The organism is Allobosea sp. RIT-PG3_2 (assembly GCF_057321085.1).
Window position 1 is genome coordinate 656992 of sequence record NZ_JBXWCA010000002.1, and the last position, 14537, is coordinate 671528.

Genomic DNA, 14537 nt, shown 5'->3' on the forward strand with positions numbered 1-14537 from the left:
CTCCATCGCCGGACATCGACAGAGTGCGAGGTCAGCCCGCCCACCGACTCCGTTCAGCCTGAGTTCATTTTCGCCCGATCAGCTTCTCACCGTGGGAGACCGGAAAACCGGCCCCGGGGGAACGATCGAAACCGTGCTGACGCCCGACGAAATGGCAGGCGAGAGAGCGACCGTGCCCGGAGACCGGCAGGTGGCGATCCGTTTCGCCCGCCTGACGCGTCATTTCTGGCGCGGCGAGAGCGCCGGCCGCGCATGGTTCTGGACGTTGCTGCTGGCGGCCGGGATCATCCTGTCCGTCTTCGCCAATGTCACGATCAACCGCTGGAACGGCTGGTTCTTCGACGCGCTGGAGCGCAAGGACGGCCACAGCGCCCTGGTCGCGATGGGCGTGTTTCCGGTGCTTGTCTTCGTCGTGGCGGGGCTCGGCGTCGTGATCCTGCGGGCGCGCGAGACGTTCCAGGTGCACTGGCGGCAATGGCTCACCGCGCGGCTGGCCGATGGCTGGGTCGGCGAGCGGCGCTTTTTCCGGCTCGGGCTCACCGGCACCGAACCTGCCAACCCCGAATACCGCATCGCCGACGACGTCCGCTGGGCGACGGAGCCGGTGGTGGATTTCGCGATCGGCCTGCTTTCCTCCGTCATCACCATCGCGATCTTCATCGAAATTCTCTGGGAGATCGGCGGCAGCCTGAACCTGTCCTGGGGCGAAAGCAGCGTCGCGATCCCCGCCTATCTCGTGCTGGCCGCCATCCTCTACGCCGTGATCGTCTCGGCGCTGGTGACGACCGTCGGGCGGCGCCTGCCGGGCCTCATTGCCGCGCGCAACGAGAGCGAGGCGGGCCTGCGCTTCGCCCTGATGCGCATCCGCGATCATGGCGAAGCCATCGCGCTCGCCCGGACCGAAGCCGGCGAGCGCCACGCCGTCGCGCGCAGTCACGAGGTCCTGGTGCGGCGCTGGCTGGCGATGATCCGGCAGCGGGCGCGCCTGACCTGGATCACGAATGGCAGCGGCGCGCTCGTCCCGGTGGTGCCGCTGCTGCTGGCGGCGCCGAAATACCTCGGCGGCGAGATGACGCTCGGCGGCGTCGTGCAGGTCGCGGCCGCCTTCGTCGCCGTGCAGAACGCCTGCAACTGGCTGCTCGACAACTTCATGCGCATCGCGGAGTGGCTCGCCGCCGCCCGGCGCGTCAATGAACTGGCCGATGCGCTGGCCGAGATCGAGTTCCGCCCGCCGGTGCAGAGCCTCGTCATCGCGCACGCTCCGGATCACGTCCTGCGTCTCCAGGACGTGACCTTGCACGACGGCACCGGCCTGCCGCTCGCCGCCGGAATCGATTTCGCGTTGCCGGCCGGCGCGACGCTCCATGTCGTCGGCGACGCCGGCTTTGCCAAGAACACGCTGCTGCAGGCGATCGCGGGTCTCTGGCAGCAGGGGGAAGGGATGATCGCATTGCCCCGCGGCGCCCGCGTCGCCGTGGTGCCCCAGCATCTGCAGCTGCCGCGAACGAGCCTGCGCCATCTCCTGCAGGGCGACCGGCCGCGCCCGGCGCCGGATGTCGCCGCCGCGCTGCGCCGCTACGGCCTGGCGACACTGACCTCCCGGCTCGACGGCGAGGACGACTGGAACAGGGCCTTGACGAGAGGCGACCGTCAGCGGCTCGCCTTGGCGCGCGCCGAGCTCGGCGGCTGCGAGGTGGTGCTGCTCGACGAAGCGACGAATGCCCTCGAAGCCGAGGCGGCGCTCGACCTGCTTGCCGAATTGCGTGCGGCGCTGCCCGAAGCCGTGATCGTCGCCTTCGGACAATCGCCCGGCTTCGGCGAGATCGCCACCCATCGGATCGTGCTGCGCCGGATCGGCGGCGTCGCCCGCATCGTCGAGCGCGACGGCTTTGCCGAGTCTCGGCCGGCCGAACCCGTCGCAGCCCTGTAGCGGGCGGCAGCAGATCAAAAAACACCGGCAACAACGAGGAGAACCGCCGTGAAGATGAATATCTGGGATGCCTTCTGGGGCCTCGAGGTCGAGCAGTGCCCCTGCGACGTGCATCTGGTCGAATGGCTCGAGACGGAAGGCCTGAGCGGCAAGCGCATCTACCATTTCGGCACGGGCGGGCATCACTATGTCGGCCTGCGCTGCGCCGAGCCGCATCTCGACAACACGGTGCTCGGGATCACCGCAGCGCCGAAGGAATACGAGGCGTTCATCGCGCTCGCGACCGAGAACCCAACCGTCACCAAGACTTACTCGGCCTATTTCGGCGATATCTACACCAGCAATGCCAAGCTCCTGCCGCGGTTCGACATCGTGACCCTGTTCCATTCCTGCGAATTCCGCAGCGCGGCGAACGATGCCTATGGCGCGCTGACCGACCGCGAGGTGATGGATCTCTTCACGCAGCAGACGGACGAGGGTGGCCACATCCTGTTCTACAAGGGCTCCTTCGCCTATGGCGCGGCGGAACCGATCATCGCGGAGTGGGCCAGCGAGATGCCGGTCGAGGAACTCCCGAGCTTCAAGACGCTGCGTATCTTCCGCAAGACGGCTTGAGGCGACAGCACGCGGGGCGGACATCTGCTTGTCCACGCCGAAGGCCGGGAGGAAAGTCATGGATCAGCCCAGGCGGGTCTTCTACGCCCGCGAACCGGACCTCCCGGTCGCCGCGTTCATGCAGCTGCTCATCGAGTCCGGCCTCGGCGCGATCCGACCGATCGAGGACGAAGCCCGGCTTCAGGCGATGCTGTCGGCGGCCGATCTGGTCGTCACCGCGCGTCTCGACGGGCCGCAAGGCGAACTCCTCGGCGTCGCGCGCTGCGTCACGGATTTCTGCTGGTGCTGCTATCTCTCGGACCTGGCGGTGAGCCCTCGCACGCAGGGGCAGGGCGTCGGGCGCGGCCTGCTCGACGAAACGCGCCGGCAGCTTGGCCCGCAGGTCGCGCTCATGCTGGCATCCGTGCCCGAGGCGGTCGGTTTCTACGAGAGCGTCGGCATGGAGCGCGTGGCCGATGCCTTCTGGTATCGGCGCACCACGTAGGGCAAAGCACCCACGATGGTTCCCTCATAGGGCTCATTCGCCACACCGGCTTGTGCATCGCCACCGACGCGCTATCTCTCGGACCGGGGCGCGGCCGCGCCCTCTCGCCAATCCACCGCGCCGCCGCGACCCGGCAGCAGCGCGCAACCCAGAGAGCGCATGTCGTTCGGCCCGCACGAGCCAGGAATGCCCCTGCGCAAGCGCAGCCGCTGGTGGTGGCTCGGCCCGCTGGCGAGCATCGTCATCTTCGGCGCCTCGCTCGTCGTGCTCTGGCACATCATCAGCCAGATGGAGCCGGGCCAGCTCGCCGGCGCCTTCGCCAATGCCAGCCTGCGCCAGCTCGGGCTCGCAGCCGCCTTCACCGCGCTGAGCTATCTGCTGCTTACCGGCTACGACGCGCTGGCGTTGCGACGGCTCGGGCTCTCGATCCCCTACCGCACCACGGCGCTCGCCTCCTTCACCAGCTATTCGGTCTCCTTCACACTCGGCTTCCCGATCGTGACCGGCGGCACGGTGCGCTACTGGATCTACTCGCCAAAAGGGGTGCGGGCATCCGAGGTCGCGAGCCTGACGGTGATCGCCGGGCTGACCTTCTGGCTCGGCCTCGGTGCCATCCTCTGCGCCAGCCTGGTCTATTCCGCCGATTCGATCGCGATGCTGGCGCGGACCTCGCCGCTCGTGGTCCAGGTCGTCGGCGGCGCCGTCGGGCTCGGCATCCTCGGCTATCTCGGTTGGATCGCGACGGACGATCGGACCCTGCGCGTCAGGGGCTGGAACCTGCACCTGCCGGGGCTGGGCACCACGCTCGGGCAGATGGCGCTCGGCGCCTGCGAGGTCTGCGCTGCCGCTGCCGTGCTGTTCGTGCTGCTGCCGGGCGGCTACAACCTCGACTATCCGACCTTCCTCGCCGCCTACATCTTCGCCTGCCTGATCGGCATCGCCAGCCATGCGCCGGGCGGGCTCGGCGTGTTCGAGGCGACGATCCTCGTCGCGCTCAACCGCTTCCCCTACGAGCATGTGCTCGGGGCGCTTCTGATCTTCCGCGTGATCTACTACGTCCTGCCCTTCATCCTGGCGTTGGCCCTGCTGGCGCTGAACGAGATCATCCGCCGCATTCGCCGCCACGAGCCGTGAGGCGAACGGCTACTTCACCGCGATGATGATCATCAGGAAGGCGAGCAGCAGCAGGAGCTGCTTGAAGCTCCAGTTGATCTTGCGCAGCTGCTCGGCGCTGCTTTCCCGCCAATCCTCCTCCGCCTCCTCGTCGTGAACGGCTGCCGGGAGGATCGCGAGGGCCGCCTCGTCGTTCGGCGCGGGAGAGGCGTGCGGCCGCCATTCGATGCTCTCGATGAAGCCGCGGGCCGGAGCCACGGCACCTTCCTCGGTGCCGGAGGCGAGATGCCAGTCGATCGGGCTTGCCTCCGCCAGATCGCGGTCGTCTTCCCGTATCCAGAGGTTCGTCGTGGCGCTGAGAGTCATGTGCCGAGCGAGCCCCGCCAGCATGTCCGCCTTGAGGGCCTCGAAGACGGCCGGCGCGAGAAACGCCTCGGCGAAAGGCAGCGTTTCGCCGTCCTGCTCGCGATAGCCCAGCAGCAGCAGCAGCCGCGTCTGCTCTCCGGTCGTGGATAGCGGACGCAAGGTCAGGCCGATCACACCGGCCTCGCCCTCGACTCCGGCGCGCCGCAGTGCGCCGCCTTCGACATGAGCCTCGGCCAGGAGGCGCTGGCCGTCCTCGATCCGCCCATCGCGGCTGTCATAGCCCCCGACGAAGCTTAGCCCGGAAGCCGTCAGCCGAAAACGGCGGGTGGCGCCCTGGACATAGCGGGCCGACATCCCTTCGATCGCCATCCGCCCGTCACCGAGGGATACGCCGCGCAACGCCTGTGATTCGTTCATGCTCCCACCCCGCTCTGCGGCGAGGATAGCAGTTCGATCTTCCGGCGTCAGGCAATCGGCTCCTGACAGCGTCGCGACACTATCGCAGGATAGAGCGAAGCTGGAGCTCCAGGGAGACAAAGCTCATGACGGATGAACTCGTCCTGTACACGAACCCGATGTCGCGCGGCCGCATCGCGCGCTGGATGGTGGAGGAGATCGGCCAGCCCTACCGCGCCGAGATCGTCGGCTTCGGCGCGCCGATGAAGAGCGCGGACTACAAGGCGATCAATCCCATGGGCAAGGTGCCGACGCTGGTGCATGGCGACACCGTCGTCACGGAATGCGCGGCGATCTGCGCCTATCTCGCCGATGCCTTCCCGCAAGCCGGGCTCGCCCCCGAGGCCGACAGCCGGTTGCGCGGCCCCTATTATCGCTGGCTGTTCTTCGCCGCCGGCCCGATCGAGGCCGCCGTCAGCAACAAGGCCTTCGGTTTCGAAGTCCCGCCGGAACGGGCGCGATCGATGGGCTACGGCACCTTCGGCGACGTGATGGATACGCTCGAACAGGCCGTCAGCCAGGGCGAATATCTGCTCGGCGACCGCTTTAGCGCCGCCGACGTCTATGTCGGCGCACAGATACTCTGGGGTCTGCAGTTCGGAACGATCGAGAAGCGGCCGGCCTTCGAAGCCTATGGCGCGCGACTGTCCGGTCGGCCGGCCGCACGGCGGGCCGACGAGATCGACAACGCGCTGATGGCCGAAATGCAGAAGAAGGCGGACTGAGCCGGAATCGCGCCCGGTGCATGGCTCCTGGCCGGCAAGGCGGGTTGCCGCAGCCTGCCGGCGCGTCTAATTCTGCGGTTCGATGGTCCGCCGCTGCCGCCCGGTTGCAGCCGCCGGGCCCTACAGCAACTTTCGCGATCACCATGAACGACATGTCCGTCATTGCCCGGCCGCGCCACGGCATGGGCTTCTATCCTTTCGTAGGCCTCGCGGCCGCGCTGATGGCGACGAATGCGCTCGCCATCGACTCGATGCTGCCGGCCCTGCCGCAGATGGCCGAGGCGCTCGGCATCGCCGAGGCCAACCAGCGGCAGTGGATCATCACCGCCTATCTGCTCGGCTTCGGCATCTCGCAGATCTTCTACGGCACGATCTCGGATCGCTATGGCCGCCGCCCGGTGCTGATCATCGGGCTCGTGATCTATGTCCTCGCCAGCATCGCCGCAGCCTTCGCCGGCTCGTTCGAGGCGATGATGGTCGCGCGTGTCGTGCAAGGCGTCGGCGCGGCAGCGACGCGCGTGCTGGTCGTCTCGATCGTGCGCGATTGCTATTCCGGCCGCGACATGGCGCGCGTCATGTCGCTGGCGATGATCGTCTTCCTGGCCGTGCCGATCCTGGCGCCCTCGATCGGCCAGGCGATCCTCTGGATCGCGCCCTGGCGCTGGATCTTCGGCGTGCTGACCGCCTTCGGTGCCACCGTGCTGCTCTGGGTCGCGGTGAAGCTGCCGGAGACCCAGCACCCGGAGGACCGCAAGCCGATCGCGTTCGCAAGCGTCGCCGCCGCCTTCCGCAGCACGCTGACGAGCCGTATCGGCGTCGGCTACATGCTGGCCATGGCCTTCGTCCTCGGCGGGCTGTTCGGCTTCATCAACTCGGCCCAGCAGGTCTTCGTCGACGTCTTCCACGCGCCGGAGCTGTTCACCACGATCTTCGCGATGATCGCGATGTTCATGGCCGCTTCGTCCCTGCTTAATTCGCGCATCGTCGGCCGGCTCGGCATGCGCCGCGTCTCGCATGCGGCACTGCTCGGCTATATCGCGCTGACCGGCGCGCATGCGCTCGTCGCCCTCAACGGCTATGAATCGCTGTGGAGCTTCGCGATCTTCCAGGGCGGCGCCATGTTCTGCTTCGGCCTGATCGGCCCGAATTTCGGCGCCATGGCGATGGAGCCGCTCGGCCATGTCGCGGGCACGGCATCCTCGGTGCAGGGCTTCGTCACCACCGTCATCGGGGCGCTGCTGGGCTTCTATATCGGCCAGCACTTCAACGGCACGGTCGTCCCGATCACGCTGGGCTTCGCGCTTTGCGGCCTTGCGGCGCTCGTCACCGTGCTGATCGTGGAAAAAGGCCGGCTGTTCCATCCGGCGCCGGGCCGCTCCTGAGGAGCCTGCCCTCGGTTCCGCCGCCAGCGGCGACGGGCATGCCTGGAATCGTCTTCAATCCGCTCGTGAGCGAAAGAGATTCGCTGTGGCTCGGGAAGGGTGCCGCCGTTCGCCTTCCCGCTGTCGCGCGCGTGTCCTACGCGACCTTCAGGTTCACCGCAGCGCTCTTGCCGGTCTTGCGATCGGGCTCGAGGTCGTAGCTGATCTTCTGGCCTTCATTCAGCCCACGCAGCCCCGCACGCGTCACCGCGCTGACATGGACGAAGATGTCGCTCCCGCCCTCGTCCGGCGTGATGAAGCCGTAACCCTTGGTCTCATTGAACCACTTCACGGTTCCCGTACTCACATGTCACTCCTTCCATAAGACCACCGGCACCGGTCCGGTCAGGCAGTGTAGGAGGCAAATCGTCACGGTTGCAACGACGCGCCGCACAAACTCTGCCGCGCATGCGAAGAGCGGTCTGCAATGCCGCCCGCGCAGCCCTGGTGAGGCCGCAAGTCGCTTGCGGTCGGCGCGCGGCTCCCGCATGAACGGCGCAAGCGAGCAAGAGGGAGCTGCCCGATGAGCAATTATGTGATCGATCCGCCGGCCGTCACGGCCGTTCCGGTCGCGGGGGGCGGTTCCTTTCCGGTGCGGCGCATCTTCTGCGTCGGCCGCAATTATGCCGAGCACGCCCGCGAAATGGGCCATGATCCCGATCGCGAGGACCCGTTCTTCTTCACCAAGCCGGCCGACGCGCTGCTGATCAACGGCGCCGACATGCCCTATCCGAGCAAGACCAAGGACCTCCACCACGAGATGGAGCTGGTCGTGGCGATCGGCACCGGCGGCAGGGACATCCCGGAATCCGAGGCGCTCGCCCATGTCTACGGCTACGCAGCCGGGCTCGACATGACGCGCCGTGACCTGCAGGCCGCCGCCAAGAAGGCAGGGCGTCCCTGGGACATGGCCAAGGGCTTCGATCTCTCGGGCCCGATCGGCGAGATCGTGCCGGCGAGCCATGCCGGCCATCCCAGCGCCGGCAAGATCGAACTGACCGTCAACGGCGTCGTGCGCCAGACCTCCGACCTCGCCAAGCAGATCTGGAACGTCGAGGAGACGATCGCCTATCTCTCCGGGCTGGTCGAGCTGAAGCCGGGCGACCTGATCTTCACGGGTACGCCGGAAGGCGTCGCGGCGGTCGGCAGGGGCGATGTGCTGGAAGGCGAGATCGCCGGCGTCGGCACCGTCCGCACCCGCATCGTCTGACCCGACCGTACGACAAGGAGCGCATCATGCGCCTGACACCCGACGCCAGCGGCGTCTTCCCGATCGCGCCGACGCCGTTCAACCCGGACGGCAGCATCGACTGGACCTCGGCCGACCGGCTGTTCGAGTTCTATCACGGCATCGGCTCGGACGGCGTTACCGTGCTCGGCATCATGGGCGAGGCGCCGAAGCTGGAGCCGGAGGAATCGATCGGGCTGGTCAAGCGCGCCGTCGCGAAGATGGGCGGCAAGCCCATCATCGTCGGCGTCTCCGCGCCGGGCTTCGCCGCGATGCGCTCGCTCGCGCGACAGGTGATGGATCTCGGCGCCGGCGGCGTGATGATCGCGCCGCCCCCGTCCCTGCGGACCGACGACCAGATCACCGGCTACTACGCGCAGGCCGTCGAGGCGATCGGGACCGACATCCCCTTCGTCATCCAGGACTATCCGCTGACACTGTCGGTGGTGATGACGCCGGCGGTGATCCGCAAGATCGTGCAAGACAATCCCTCCTGCGTGATGCTGAAGCACGAGGACTGGCCGGGGCTCGAGAAGATCTCGACGCTGCGAAAGTTCCAGGCGGAAGGCTCGCTCCGGCCGATCTCGATCGTGACCGGCAATGGCGGGCTCTTCCTCGATTTCGAGATGGAGCGCGGCGCGGATGGTGCCAATACCGGCTATGCCTTCCCGGAGCTGCTGATCGACGTGGTGCGGCTGCAGAAGGCCGGCAAGCGTGACGAAGCCCATGACATCTTCGACGCGCATCTGCCGCTGATGCGCTACGAGCAGCAGCAGGGCGTCGGCCTTGCCGTGCGCAAATACACGATGATGAAGCGCGGCATCCTCACGCATGACGCCCAGCGCAAGCCGGGCGCGGCGTTGAGCGCCGCCGCGAAGGCCGAGGTCGATTACCTGCTGGCCCGGATCGCGAAGCACGATCCGCGCGCGAAGATCTGATCGGCCAGAACGTCATTCCCGGGCGCCGTGCACGGCGACCCGAGAATCTCAGGCAAGAGATGCTCGGGTCAAAGCCCGAGCATCTCGCGCATGTATCCGGGCTCAATGCCCCTTGTGCTCGCCCTCGCCGCCCTTGGCGGCGATCGAGTCGACCTTGAACTCGACATCGACATTGCCGGCCTTCTCGAAGGTCAGCGTGCCCTTCATCATCTCACCCTGCTTCAGCTGCTGCTTCAGCTCCATGAACATGATGTGGTAGCCGCCGGGCTTGAACTCGACCTTGCCGCCGGGCGGGACGTCCACGCCATTCTCAAGCGGGCGCATGGTCATGATGCCGTCCTTCACCGCCATCTCGTGAACCTCGGCACGGGCGGCGAAGGGAACGGAGACCGAGACCAGCCGGTCCGCCGTCGAACCGGTGTTCTCGATGCTGAGATATCCGCCGCCGACCTTCGCGCCGGCTGGCGTCGCACGCGACCAGGGGTGACCGATCTTGAGCGCGCCCGCCTTGAACTCATGGGCGGAGGCGATGGTGGCCGATAGCGCGAAGGCGGCCGCGGCGAGCGAATAGGAAAGCTTCATGGCTTGTGTCCTGAACGGAGAGGACCGCTGACGCAGTCCAGATTGCATGTCGCCCGCCCCCGTGAGGCCGGCGACGTATCGACGGATCGGGGAAGAAACGTCAGGCGGCCGGCGGGGCGCGCGAATGCGCGAGGCCGGTGGCGAAGCGATGCGCCAGGCCTTCCGCCAGCGGGAGCGGCACGGGCAGGCTGACGACGGAACGCCCCACCGAGGGCACGCCATCGGCTGCCGAACCAGCGAGGATCGGGTTTAGCGGGCAGCCCTTGCAATGGACGAGATCGCCAAGCGGAACCGGCGCGGCATCGCCGGGAACGGGCATGCCGGAACAGAGGACGGCGCCGTTCTGCGCGATGAAAGCCGCCTGCGCGGGCGCAGGAGCGAGGGCCAGCGCCAGCACCGCCCAGGCATAAGCGACGGCGAGCCAGACTCCGAGCCCGGAGCGGCGCAGGCGGTCAAGAAGGGTGGCGCGAGCCGGCATGGCGGCAAATGGCGCCGCTTCCGCCCTGCCGTCAAGCCGCGCGATGCCGCAGGCCGCACTCCGGACATACGATTGGAGAAGATTATTCTCCTTGCCTGAGTTTCTTTAAAAGAACGAACCGATTGACAAAGAGGACGACCACCGCCAGATTGCAGATCGTTCCTGGAGCGATCCAGGCACCGCGGAGATTTGAGCGAGCAGCTTGCGCCGCGTCACCAAACGCTAAAGCGCCACGACTGGGTCGTGGGCTCCAGACCGAGGAGACTGACATGGCCATTGCGAAAACGAGCCGAAGCCAAATCCGCTTCCGCCACTCTCTCTGTTGCTGTCGACGCTGAGATCGCAGGGCCGCAAGGCCGCTTCCATCCGATCGTTTCGACGAACGCCGCAAGAGCGGCGAAAGGCAGAGCCATGTCCCAGTTTTACTCCGCTTCGAGCCGGACCCGCCCGGCCCAGCAGGCCTATGTGATCGAAATCGGCGAGGCCCAGATCGGCCTCGTCAGCCGCCGCGCCGACGAGCGCGACTTCACCTTCATCGCCGCTTCCTCGGCTTTCCACGCTTTGGACGGGCGCCGCTTCGCCAGCCCGGGTGCGGCGGAAAGCGCTGCCCGCCGGCTTGCCGCGCCGCGACGCGCCAGCTCGCTTCGACTGGCCTCGTGAGGCGAAGATGCAGCTCCTGTCGCCACTCTGGAACGCCCTGGCAGCCTGGTTCGCCCGCGCCGTTCCCGCCAGCTTCGACCCGCTCGACGCCACGAGCGCGGACGACCGGCGCCGTTCGATCCACGACGTGACGATCGAGCAGCTCGGCATCGCCCACTGGTCCTGCCATACCCATTTCTGAGGACATGATGAACGCCCCCGTCAGACCCGGCACGCTGAGTGCCGGCGCCCTGCCCATCGCCGTTCCCGATCCGGCCATCCGCTTCGAGCAGGTCGGCAAGACCTATGCCGGGCGCAGCGGCCAGCAGGCCGTGAGCGCGCTCGCCGGCATCGATCTCGATGTGCCGGCCGGCAGCATCCTCGGCGTGATCGGCCGCTCCGGCGCCGGCAAGTCGACACTGATCCGCCTGGTCAACGGGCTGGAGCGCGCCACCGCCGGGCGCATCCTGATCGAGGGCGAGGACGTCACGAACCTGACCGAGGCCGGTTGGCGGGCACAGCGGCGGCGGATCGGCATGATCTTCCAGCACTTCAACCTGCTCTCCTCGCGCACGGTCTTCGACAATGTCGCGCTGCCGCTGGAGATCGCCGGCACGCCGCGCGCGCAGATCGCCACCAAGGTCGAGCGGCTGCTCGCGCTCGTCGGGCTCGCCGACAAGAGCGAGCGTTATCCGGCCGAGCTGTCGGGCGGGCAGAAGCAGCGCGTCGGCATAGCCCGGGCGCTCGCCACCAATCCGAAGGTGCTGCTCTGCGACGAGGCGACCTCGGCGCTCGATCCCGAGACGACCCGCTCCATCCTGTCCCTGCTGAAGCAGGTCAACCGCGATCTCGGCATCACCATCCTGCTGATCACCCATGAGATCCCGGTGATCAAGGAGATCTGCGACCGGGTCGCGGTGATCGAGGATGGGCGGATCGTCGAGGAGGGCGAGACCTTCTCCGTCTTCACCAACCCTCAGCATCCGACGACGGCCCGCTTCGTCGAAGCGGTGACCGGGGTCGAGGTGCCCGAGCATCTTGCGGGCCGCATCCGCTCGCAGGCACGGCCGGGCGACAATCTCGTCCTGCGCATCACCTTCATCGGCGAGAACGCGACCGCGCCCGTGATCAGCCGGCTGAGCGCCATCGTCGGCATCGACGTCAACATCCTGGCGGGACGCATCGACGCCATCGCCGGCCAGCCCTTCGGCAGCCTGCTCGTCTCGGTGCCCTCGCGCGCGCCGGAGAGCGAAGCCGTGCTCGGCGCCCTCAAGAGCCTGGGACTCAAGGCGGAGGTGATCGGCCATGTCTCCTGAAATCATCCGCCTGATCTGGCAATCGACTTTGGACACGCTGATCATGGTCGCGACAGCGGCCGGCATCGGCACACTGCTGGGGCTGCCGCTCGGCGTCTTCCTCGCCACCAGCAAGCGCGGCGAGCTGTTCTCGGCACCTGCCGCCAATGCCCTGCTCGGCGTGCTGGTCAACGCCACCCGCTCGACGCCCTTCATCATCCTGGTCGTGGCGATCATCCCGTTCACACGGCTGCTCGCCGGCACCTCGATCGGCACAGCAGCGGCGATCGTGCCGCTGACCGTCGCCGCGACGCCGTTCATCGCCCGCCTGATCGAAGGCGCGATACGCGAGGTCGATCAGGGTCTGGTCGAGGCTGCCCGCGCCATGGGCGCCACGCCCGTCCAGATCGTGCGCAAAGTCCTGGTGCCCGAGGCTCTCCCGGCGATCGTGCTCGGCCTGACGCTGGCCATCGTCAGCCTGATCGGCTTCTCGGCCATGGTCGGCGCGGTCGGCGGCGGTGGGCTCGGCGATCTCGGCATCCGCTACGGCTACCAGCGCTTCATGCCCGATGTGATGGCGACCGTCGTCGCCGTGCTCATCGTTCTCGTCCAGCTCGTCCAGAGCATCGGAGACCGCCTGGCGCGCCGCCTCAACAAGCGCCTGCGCCACGCCTGAACCCGACATTCCATCCGCTTCACGTCAAAGGAAACCACCATCATGACGACCTCCCTCAGCCGCCGCAGCGCCCTTGCCGCCGGCTTTGCCCTCGCCCTTGCCGCCGGCCCGGCGCTGGCCCAGCAGAATCAGGTCGTGCGCATCGGCGTCTCGCCCGGCCCGCATGCCGAAATCCTCGAAAAGGTGAAGCCCCTCATCGCCAAGAAGGGTATCGACCTCAAGATCATCGAGTTCTCCGACTATGTCGTGCCAAACCAGGCGCTCGACGCCGGCGAGCTGGAGGCCAATTCCTTCCAGAACCAGCCCTATCTCGACAACCAGGTGAAGGACCGCGGCTTCAAGATCGAGAGCGTCGGGCTGACAGTGAACTTCCCGCTCGGCATCTATTCGTCGAAATACAAGAACTGGTCCGAGGTGCCGGATGGCTCGACCGTCGCGATCCAGAACGACCCGACCAATGGCGGGCGCTCGCTGCTGCTGCTGCAGGACAAGGGCATCATCAAGCTGAAGGACGGCGTCGGCTTCAAGCCGACCGTGGCCGACATCGTCGGGAACCCGAAGAAGCTCAAGATCATCGAGATCGAGGCTGCCCAGACCCCGCGTTCGCTGGCCGACGTCGCCGCCGCCGCGATCAACACCAACTACGCGGTCGATGCCAAGATCGACCCGGCCTCGGCCATCCTGCGCGAGGATGCCAAGGGCCCGTATGTCAACCTGATCGCCATCCGCAGCGCCGACAAGGACAAGCCGTGGGTCAAGACGCTGCTCGAAAGCTATCACACGCCCGAGATCAAGGCCTTCGTCGCCGAGCGCTTCAAGGGCGCCGTTCTCGCCGGCTGGTGACCGTCTCCTCCCCACCTGGCTCTCCAGTCATATAGCCAGGCAACTGCCCCGGATGCGTGCATCCGGGGCTTTTTGTTTTCCGACGCTCAGCGCCGAGGCGGGCCGAAGGCGGAGCACCGGGTCTCGCCGGAGGAATCGTCGACGCCGTCGTTCGGTGACCACGAAGAGGTCGCCCCCCTTGTTGCCCATGATGCCACGCTCTGGCGCGTGGAACGGCCCCGCTGACAAGATCGGAATCCGCCGGCCGGGAACCATGCGGCGGCCGCGTGACAGGCCTAGCGCAGGCCCGCGCCATCCGCGCCCAGCGCTATCGCGGCCTGCGCCGGCGAGCGCTTAAAGCCGATCACTTCGAGCTCGGTGACGATGGCAACGGCGGCTGCCTGCGCCAGCACGAAGGCGATGCCGAGCCCCGTCGGCGCGAACCAGCCCAACAGCAGGATCGCGATGCTGTCGGCTATCCAGACGAGGTTGCCGCCGATGACCGCATAAACCACGAGGCGCGGCAGGAGCTTGCGACTAGCGAGGAAGCCGAGCAGCGCCGCGCAGGGCAGCAGCATGAGGCCGGCCCCGCGCAGGAAGCCTTCCGGCAGGCCGAGCGGCGCGGCAAGCGGGCCGGCGGCGGTGGCGAGCAGCAGAGCCATGCCGGCGCAGGCAGCGGCATCGAGCGCGAGAGCGTTGCGCAGGAACGGCGAGGACTGGATGAGCGACATGGCATTTCTCCTTGCGGCTTGTTGGGCGGAAAGCCCGT

The 14537-nt window shown here is 67.5% G+C and carries 18 protein-coding genes; 13 read left to right on the forward strand and 5 right to left on the reverse strand.

The window, feature by feature from the left end; genetic code table 11:
• Positions 1–133: 133 nt before the first annotated feature.
• From AC2FAN_RS08670 to AC2FAN_RS08685, 4 genes are all read left to right on the forward strand, one after another.
• A complete protein-coding gene (locus AC2FAN_RS08670; RefSeq protein ID WP_485173412.1) occupies positions 134–1930 on the forward strand; it encodes an ABC transporter ATP-binding protein/permease in 1797 nt (598 codons plus the stop codon).
• 48 nt (positions 1931–1978) lie between these two features.
• Positions 1979–2545: a hypothetical protein gene (locus tag AC2FAN_RS08675; RefSeq protein ID WP_485173413.1), complete on the forward strand. Its 567-nt coding sequence runs from the start codon at positions 1979–1981 to the stop codon at positions 2543–2545.
• 58 nt (positions 2546–2603) lie between these two features.
• Complete coding sequence (locus tag AC2FAN_RS08680; protein ID WP_485173414.1) at positions 2604–3029, forward strand: GNAT family N-acetyltransferase; 426 nt, start codon at positions 2604–2606, stop codon at positions 3027–3029.
• 186 nt (positions 3030–3215) lie between these two features.
• Complete coding sequence (locus AC2FAN_RS08685; protein WP_265051241.1) at positions 3216–4163, forward strand: lysylphosphatidylglycerol synthase domain-containing protein; 948 nt, start codon at positions 3216–3218, stop codon at positions 4161–4163.
• 9 nt (positions 4164–4172) lie between these two features.
• On the opposite strand, the gene AC2FAN_RS08690 is transcribed toward AC2FAN_RS08685, so the two are convergent.
• Complete coding sequence (locus tag AC2FAN_RS08690) at positions 4173–4925, reverse strand: hypothetical protein (protein WP_485173415.1); 753 nt, start codon at positions 4923–4925, stop codon at positions 4173–4175.
• A gap of 125 nt (positions 4926–5050) precedes the next feature.
• Here AC2FAN_RS08690 and AC2FAN_RS08695 point away from each other — a divergent pair, with 125 nt between their 5' ends.
• The gene (locus tag AC2FAN_RS08695; RefSeq protein ID WP_265051239.1) at positions 5051–5689 is read left to right on the forward strand and encodes a glutathione S-transferase family protein; all 639 of its coding nucleotides are present in this window, start codon (positions 5051–5053) and stop codon (positions 5687–5689) included.
• Positions 5690–5832: 143 nt separating this feature from the next.
• Positions 5833–7071 carry a multidrug effflux MFS transporter gene (locus AC2FAN_RS08700; RefSeq protein WP_265051238.1) on the forward strand — a complete coding sequence of 413 codons (1239 nt, stop codon included), beginning with the start codon at positions 5833–5835 and terminating at the stop codon, positions 7069–7071.
• Positions 7072–7207: 136 nt separating this feature from the next.
• Here AC2FAN_RS08700 and AC2FAN_RS08705 read toward each other — a convergent pair whose 3' ends face one another.
• On the reverse strand, positions 7208–7417 hold the full coding sequence (locus AC2FAN_RS08705) for a cold-shock protein (RefSeq protein WP_265051237.1): 210 nt from the start codon (positions 7415–7417) through the stop codon (positions 7208–7210).
• Positions 7418–7633: 216 nt separating this feature from the next.
• Between AC2FAN_RS08705 and AC2FAN_RS08710 the strand changes: the two genes are divergently transcribed.
• Positions 7634–8320: a fumarylacetoacetate hydrolase family protein gene (locus AC2FAN_RS08710; RefSeq protein ID WP_265051236.1), complete on the forward strand. Its 687-nt coding sequence runs from the start codon at positions 7634–7636 to the stop codon at positions 8318–8320.
• Positions 8321–8346: 26 nt separating this feature from the next.
• Positions 8347–9276, forward strand: a complete 930-nt coding sequence (locus tag AC2FAN_RS08715) for a dihydrodipicolinate synthase family protein (RefSeq protein ID WP_265051235.1) — start codon at positions 8347–8349, stop codon at positions 9274–9276.
• Between the two features lie 102 nt (positions 9277–9378).
• Here the strand turns inward: AC2FAN_RS08715 and AC2FAN_RS08720 are convergent, their stop codons facing one another.
• Positions 9379–9858, reverse strand: a complete 480-nt coding sequence (locus AC2FAN_RS08720) for a copper chaperone PCu(A)C (RefSeq protein ID WP_265051234.1) — start codon at positions 9856–9858, stop codon at positions 9379–9381.
• Positions 9859–9958: 100 nt separating this feature from the next.
• Positions 9959–10336 carry a hypothetical protein gene (locus AC2FAN_RS08725; protein WP_485173416.1) on the reverse strand — a complete coding sequence of 126 codons (378 nt, stop codon included), beginning with the start codon at positions 10334–10336 and terminating at the stop codon, positions 9959–9961.
• Between the two features lie 411 nt (positions 10337–10747).
• Here AC2FAN_RS08725 and AC2FAN_RS08730 point away from each other — a divergent pair, with 411 nt between their 5' ends.
• From AC2FAN_RS08730 to AC2FAN_RS08750, 5 genes are read left to right on the forward strand one after another with little or no spacing between them, the layout of a single operon-like run.
• A complete protein-coding gene (locus tag AC2FAN_RS08730) occupies positions 10748–10996 on the forward strand; it encodes a hypothetical protein (RefSeq protein ID WP_265051232.1) in 249 nt (82 codons plus the stop codon).
• Positions 10997–11003: 7 nt separating this feature from the next.
• Complete coding sequence (locus tag AC2FAN_RS08735) at positions 11004–11177, forward strand: hypothetical protein (protein WP_476806603.1); 174 nt, start codon at positions 11004–11006, stop codon at positions 11175–11177.
• A 7-nt stretch (positions 11178–11184) separates the two neighbouring features.
• A complete protein-coding gene (locus AC2FAN_RS08740; RefSeq protein WP_476806602.1) occupies positions 11185–12291 on the forward strand; it encodes a methionine ABC transporter ATP-binding protein in 1107 nt (368 codons plus the stop codon).
• Positions 12281–12946 carry a methionine ABC transporter permease gene (locus AC2FAN_RS08745; RefSeq protein WP_476806601.1) on the forward strand — a complete coding sequence of 222 codons (666 nt, stop codon included), beginning with the start codon at positions 12281–12283 and terminating at the stop codon, positions 12944–12946. The genes AC2FAN_RS08740 and AC2FAN_RS08745 overlap by 11 nt, the downstream gene beginning before the upstream one ends.
• Positions 12947–12988: 42 nt before the next feature.
• Positions 12989–13789 carry a MetQ/NlpA family ABC transporter substrate-binding protein gene (locus AC2FAN_RS08750; protein WP_485173417.1) on the forward strand — a complete coding sequence of 267 codons (801 nt, stop codon included), beginning with the start codon at positions 12989–12991 and terminating at the stop codon, positions 13787–13789.
• Between the two features lie 275 nt (positions 13790–14064).
• On the opposite strand, the gene AC2FAN_RS08755 is transcribed toward AC2FAN_RS08750, so the two are convergent.
• A complete protein-coding gene (locus AC2FAN_RS08755) occupies positions 14065–14499 on the reverse strand; it encodes a hypothetical protein (protein WP_476806599.1) in 435 nt (144 codons plus the stop codon).
• Positions 14500–14537: the final 38 nt, after the last annotated feature.

Excerpts from the sequence above, each read along its gene's own strand:
- AC2FAN_RS08700 (WP_265051238.1), top strand. The coding sequence starts at position 5,833 with ATGAACGACATGTCCGTCATTGCCCGGCCGCGCCACGGCATGGGCTTC.
- AC2FAN_RS08745 (WP_476806601.1), top strand. The coding sequence starts at position 12,281 with ATGTCTCCTGAAATCATCCGCCTGATCTGGCAATCGACTTTGGACACG.
- AC2FAN_RS08680 (WP_485173414.1), top strand. The coding sequence starts at position 2,604 with ATGGATCAGCCCAGGCGGGTCTTCTACGCCCGCGAACCGGACCTCCCG.
- AC2FAN_RS08755 (WP_476806599.1), bottom strand. The coding sequence starts at position 14,499 with ATGTCGCTCATCCAGTCCTCGCCGTTCCTGCGCAACGCTCTCGCGCTC.
- AC2FAN_RS08715 (WP_265051235.1), top strand. The coding sequence starts at position 8,347 with ATGCGCCTGACACCCGACGCCAGCGGCGTCTTCCCGATCGCGCCGACG.
- AC2FAN_RS08735 (WP_476806603.1), top strand. The coding sequence starts at position 11,004 with ATGCAGCTCCTGTCGCCACTCTGGAACGCCCTGGCAGCCTGGTTCGCC.
- AC2FAN_RS08750 (WP_485173417.1), top strand. The coding sequence starts at position 12,989 with ATGACGACCTCCCTCAGCCGCCGCAGCGCCCTTGCCGCCGGCTTTGCC.
- AC2FAN_RS08730 (WP_265051232.1), top strand. The coding sequence starts at position 10,748 with ATGTCCCAGTTTTACTCCGCTTCGAGCCGGACCCGCCCGGCCCAGCAG.
- AC2FAN_RS08695 (WP_265051239.1), top strand. The coding sequence starts at position 5,051 with ATGACGGATGAACTCGTCCTGTACACGAACCCGATGTCGCGCGGCCGC.
- AC2FAN_RS08720 (WP_265051234.1), bottom strand. The coding sequence starts at position 9,858 with ATGAAGCTTTCCTATTCGCTCGCCGCGGCCGCCTTCGCGCTATCGGCC.
- AC2FAN_RS08710 (WP_265051236.1), top strand. The coding sequence starts at position 7,634 with ATGAGCAATTATGTGATCGATCCGCCGGCCGTCACGGCCGTTCCGGTC.
- AC2FAN_RS08690 (WP_485173415.1), bottom strand. The coding sequence starts at position 4,925 with ATGAACGAATCACAGGCGTTGCGCGGCGTATCCCTCGGTGACGGGCGG.
- AC2FAN_RS08685 (WP_265051241.1), top strand. The coding sequence starts at position 3,216 with ATGCCCCTGCGCAAGCGCAGCCGCTGGTGGTGGCTCGGCCCGCTGGCG.
- AC2FAN_RS08740 (WP_476806602.1), top strand. The coding sequence starts at position 11,185 with ATGAACGCCCCCGTCAGACCCGGCACGCTGAGTGCCGGCGCCCTGCCC.
- AC2FAN_RS08725 (WP_485173416.1), bottom strand. The coding sequence starts at position 10,336 with ATGCCGGCTCGCGCCACCCTTCTTGACCGCCTGCGCCGCTCCGGGCTC.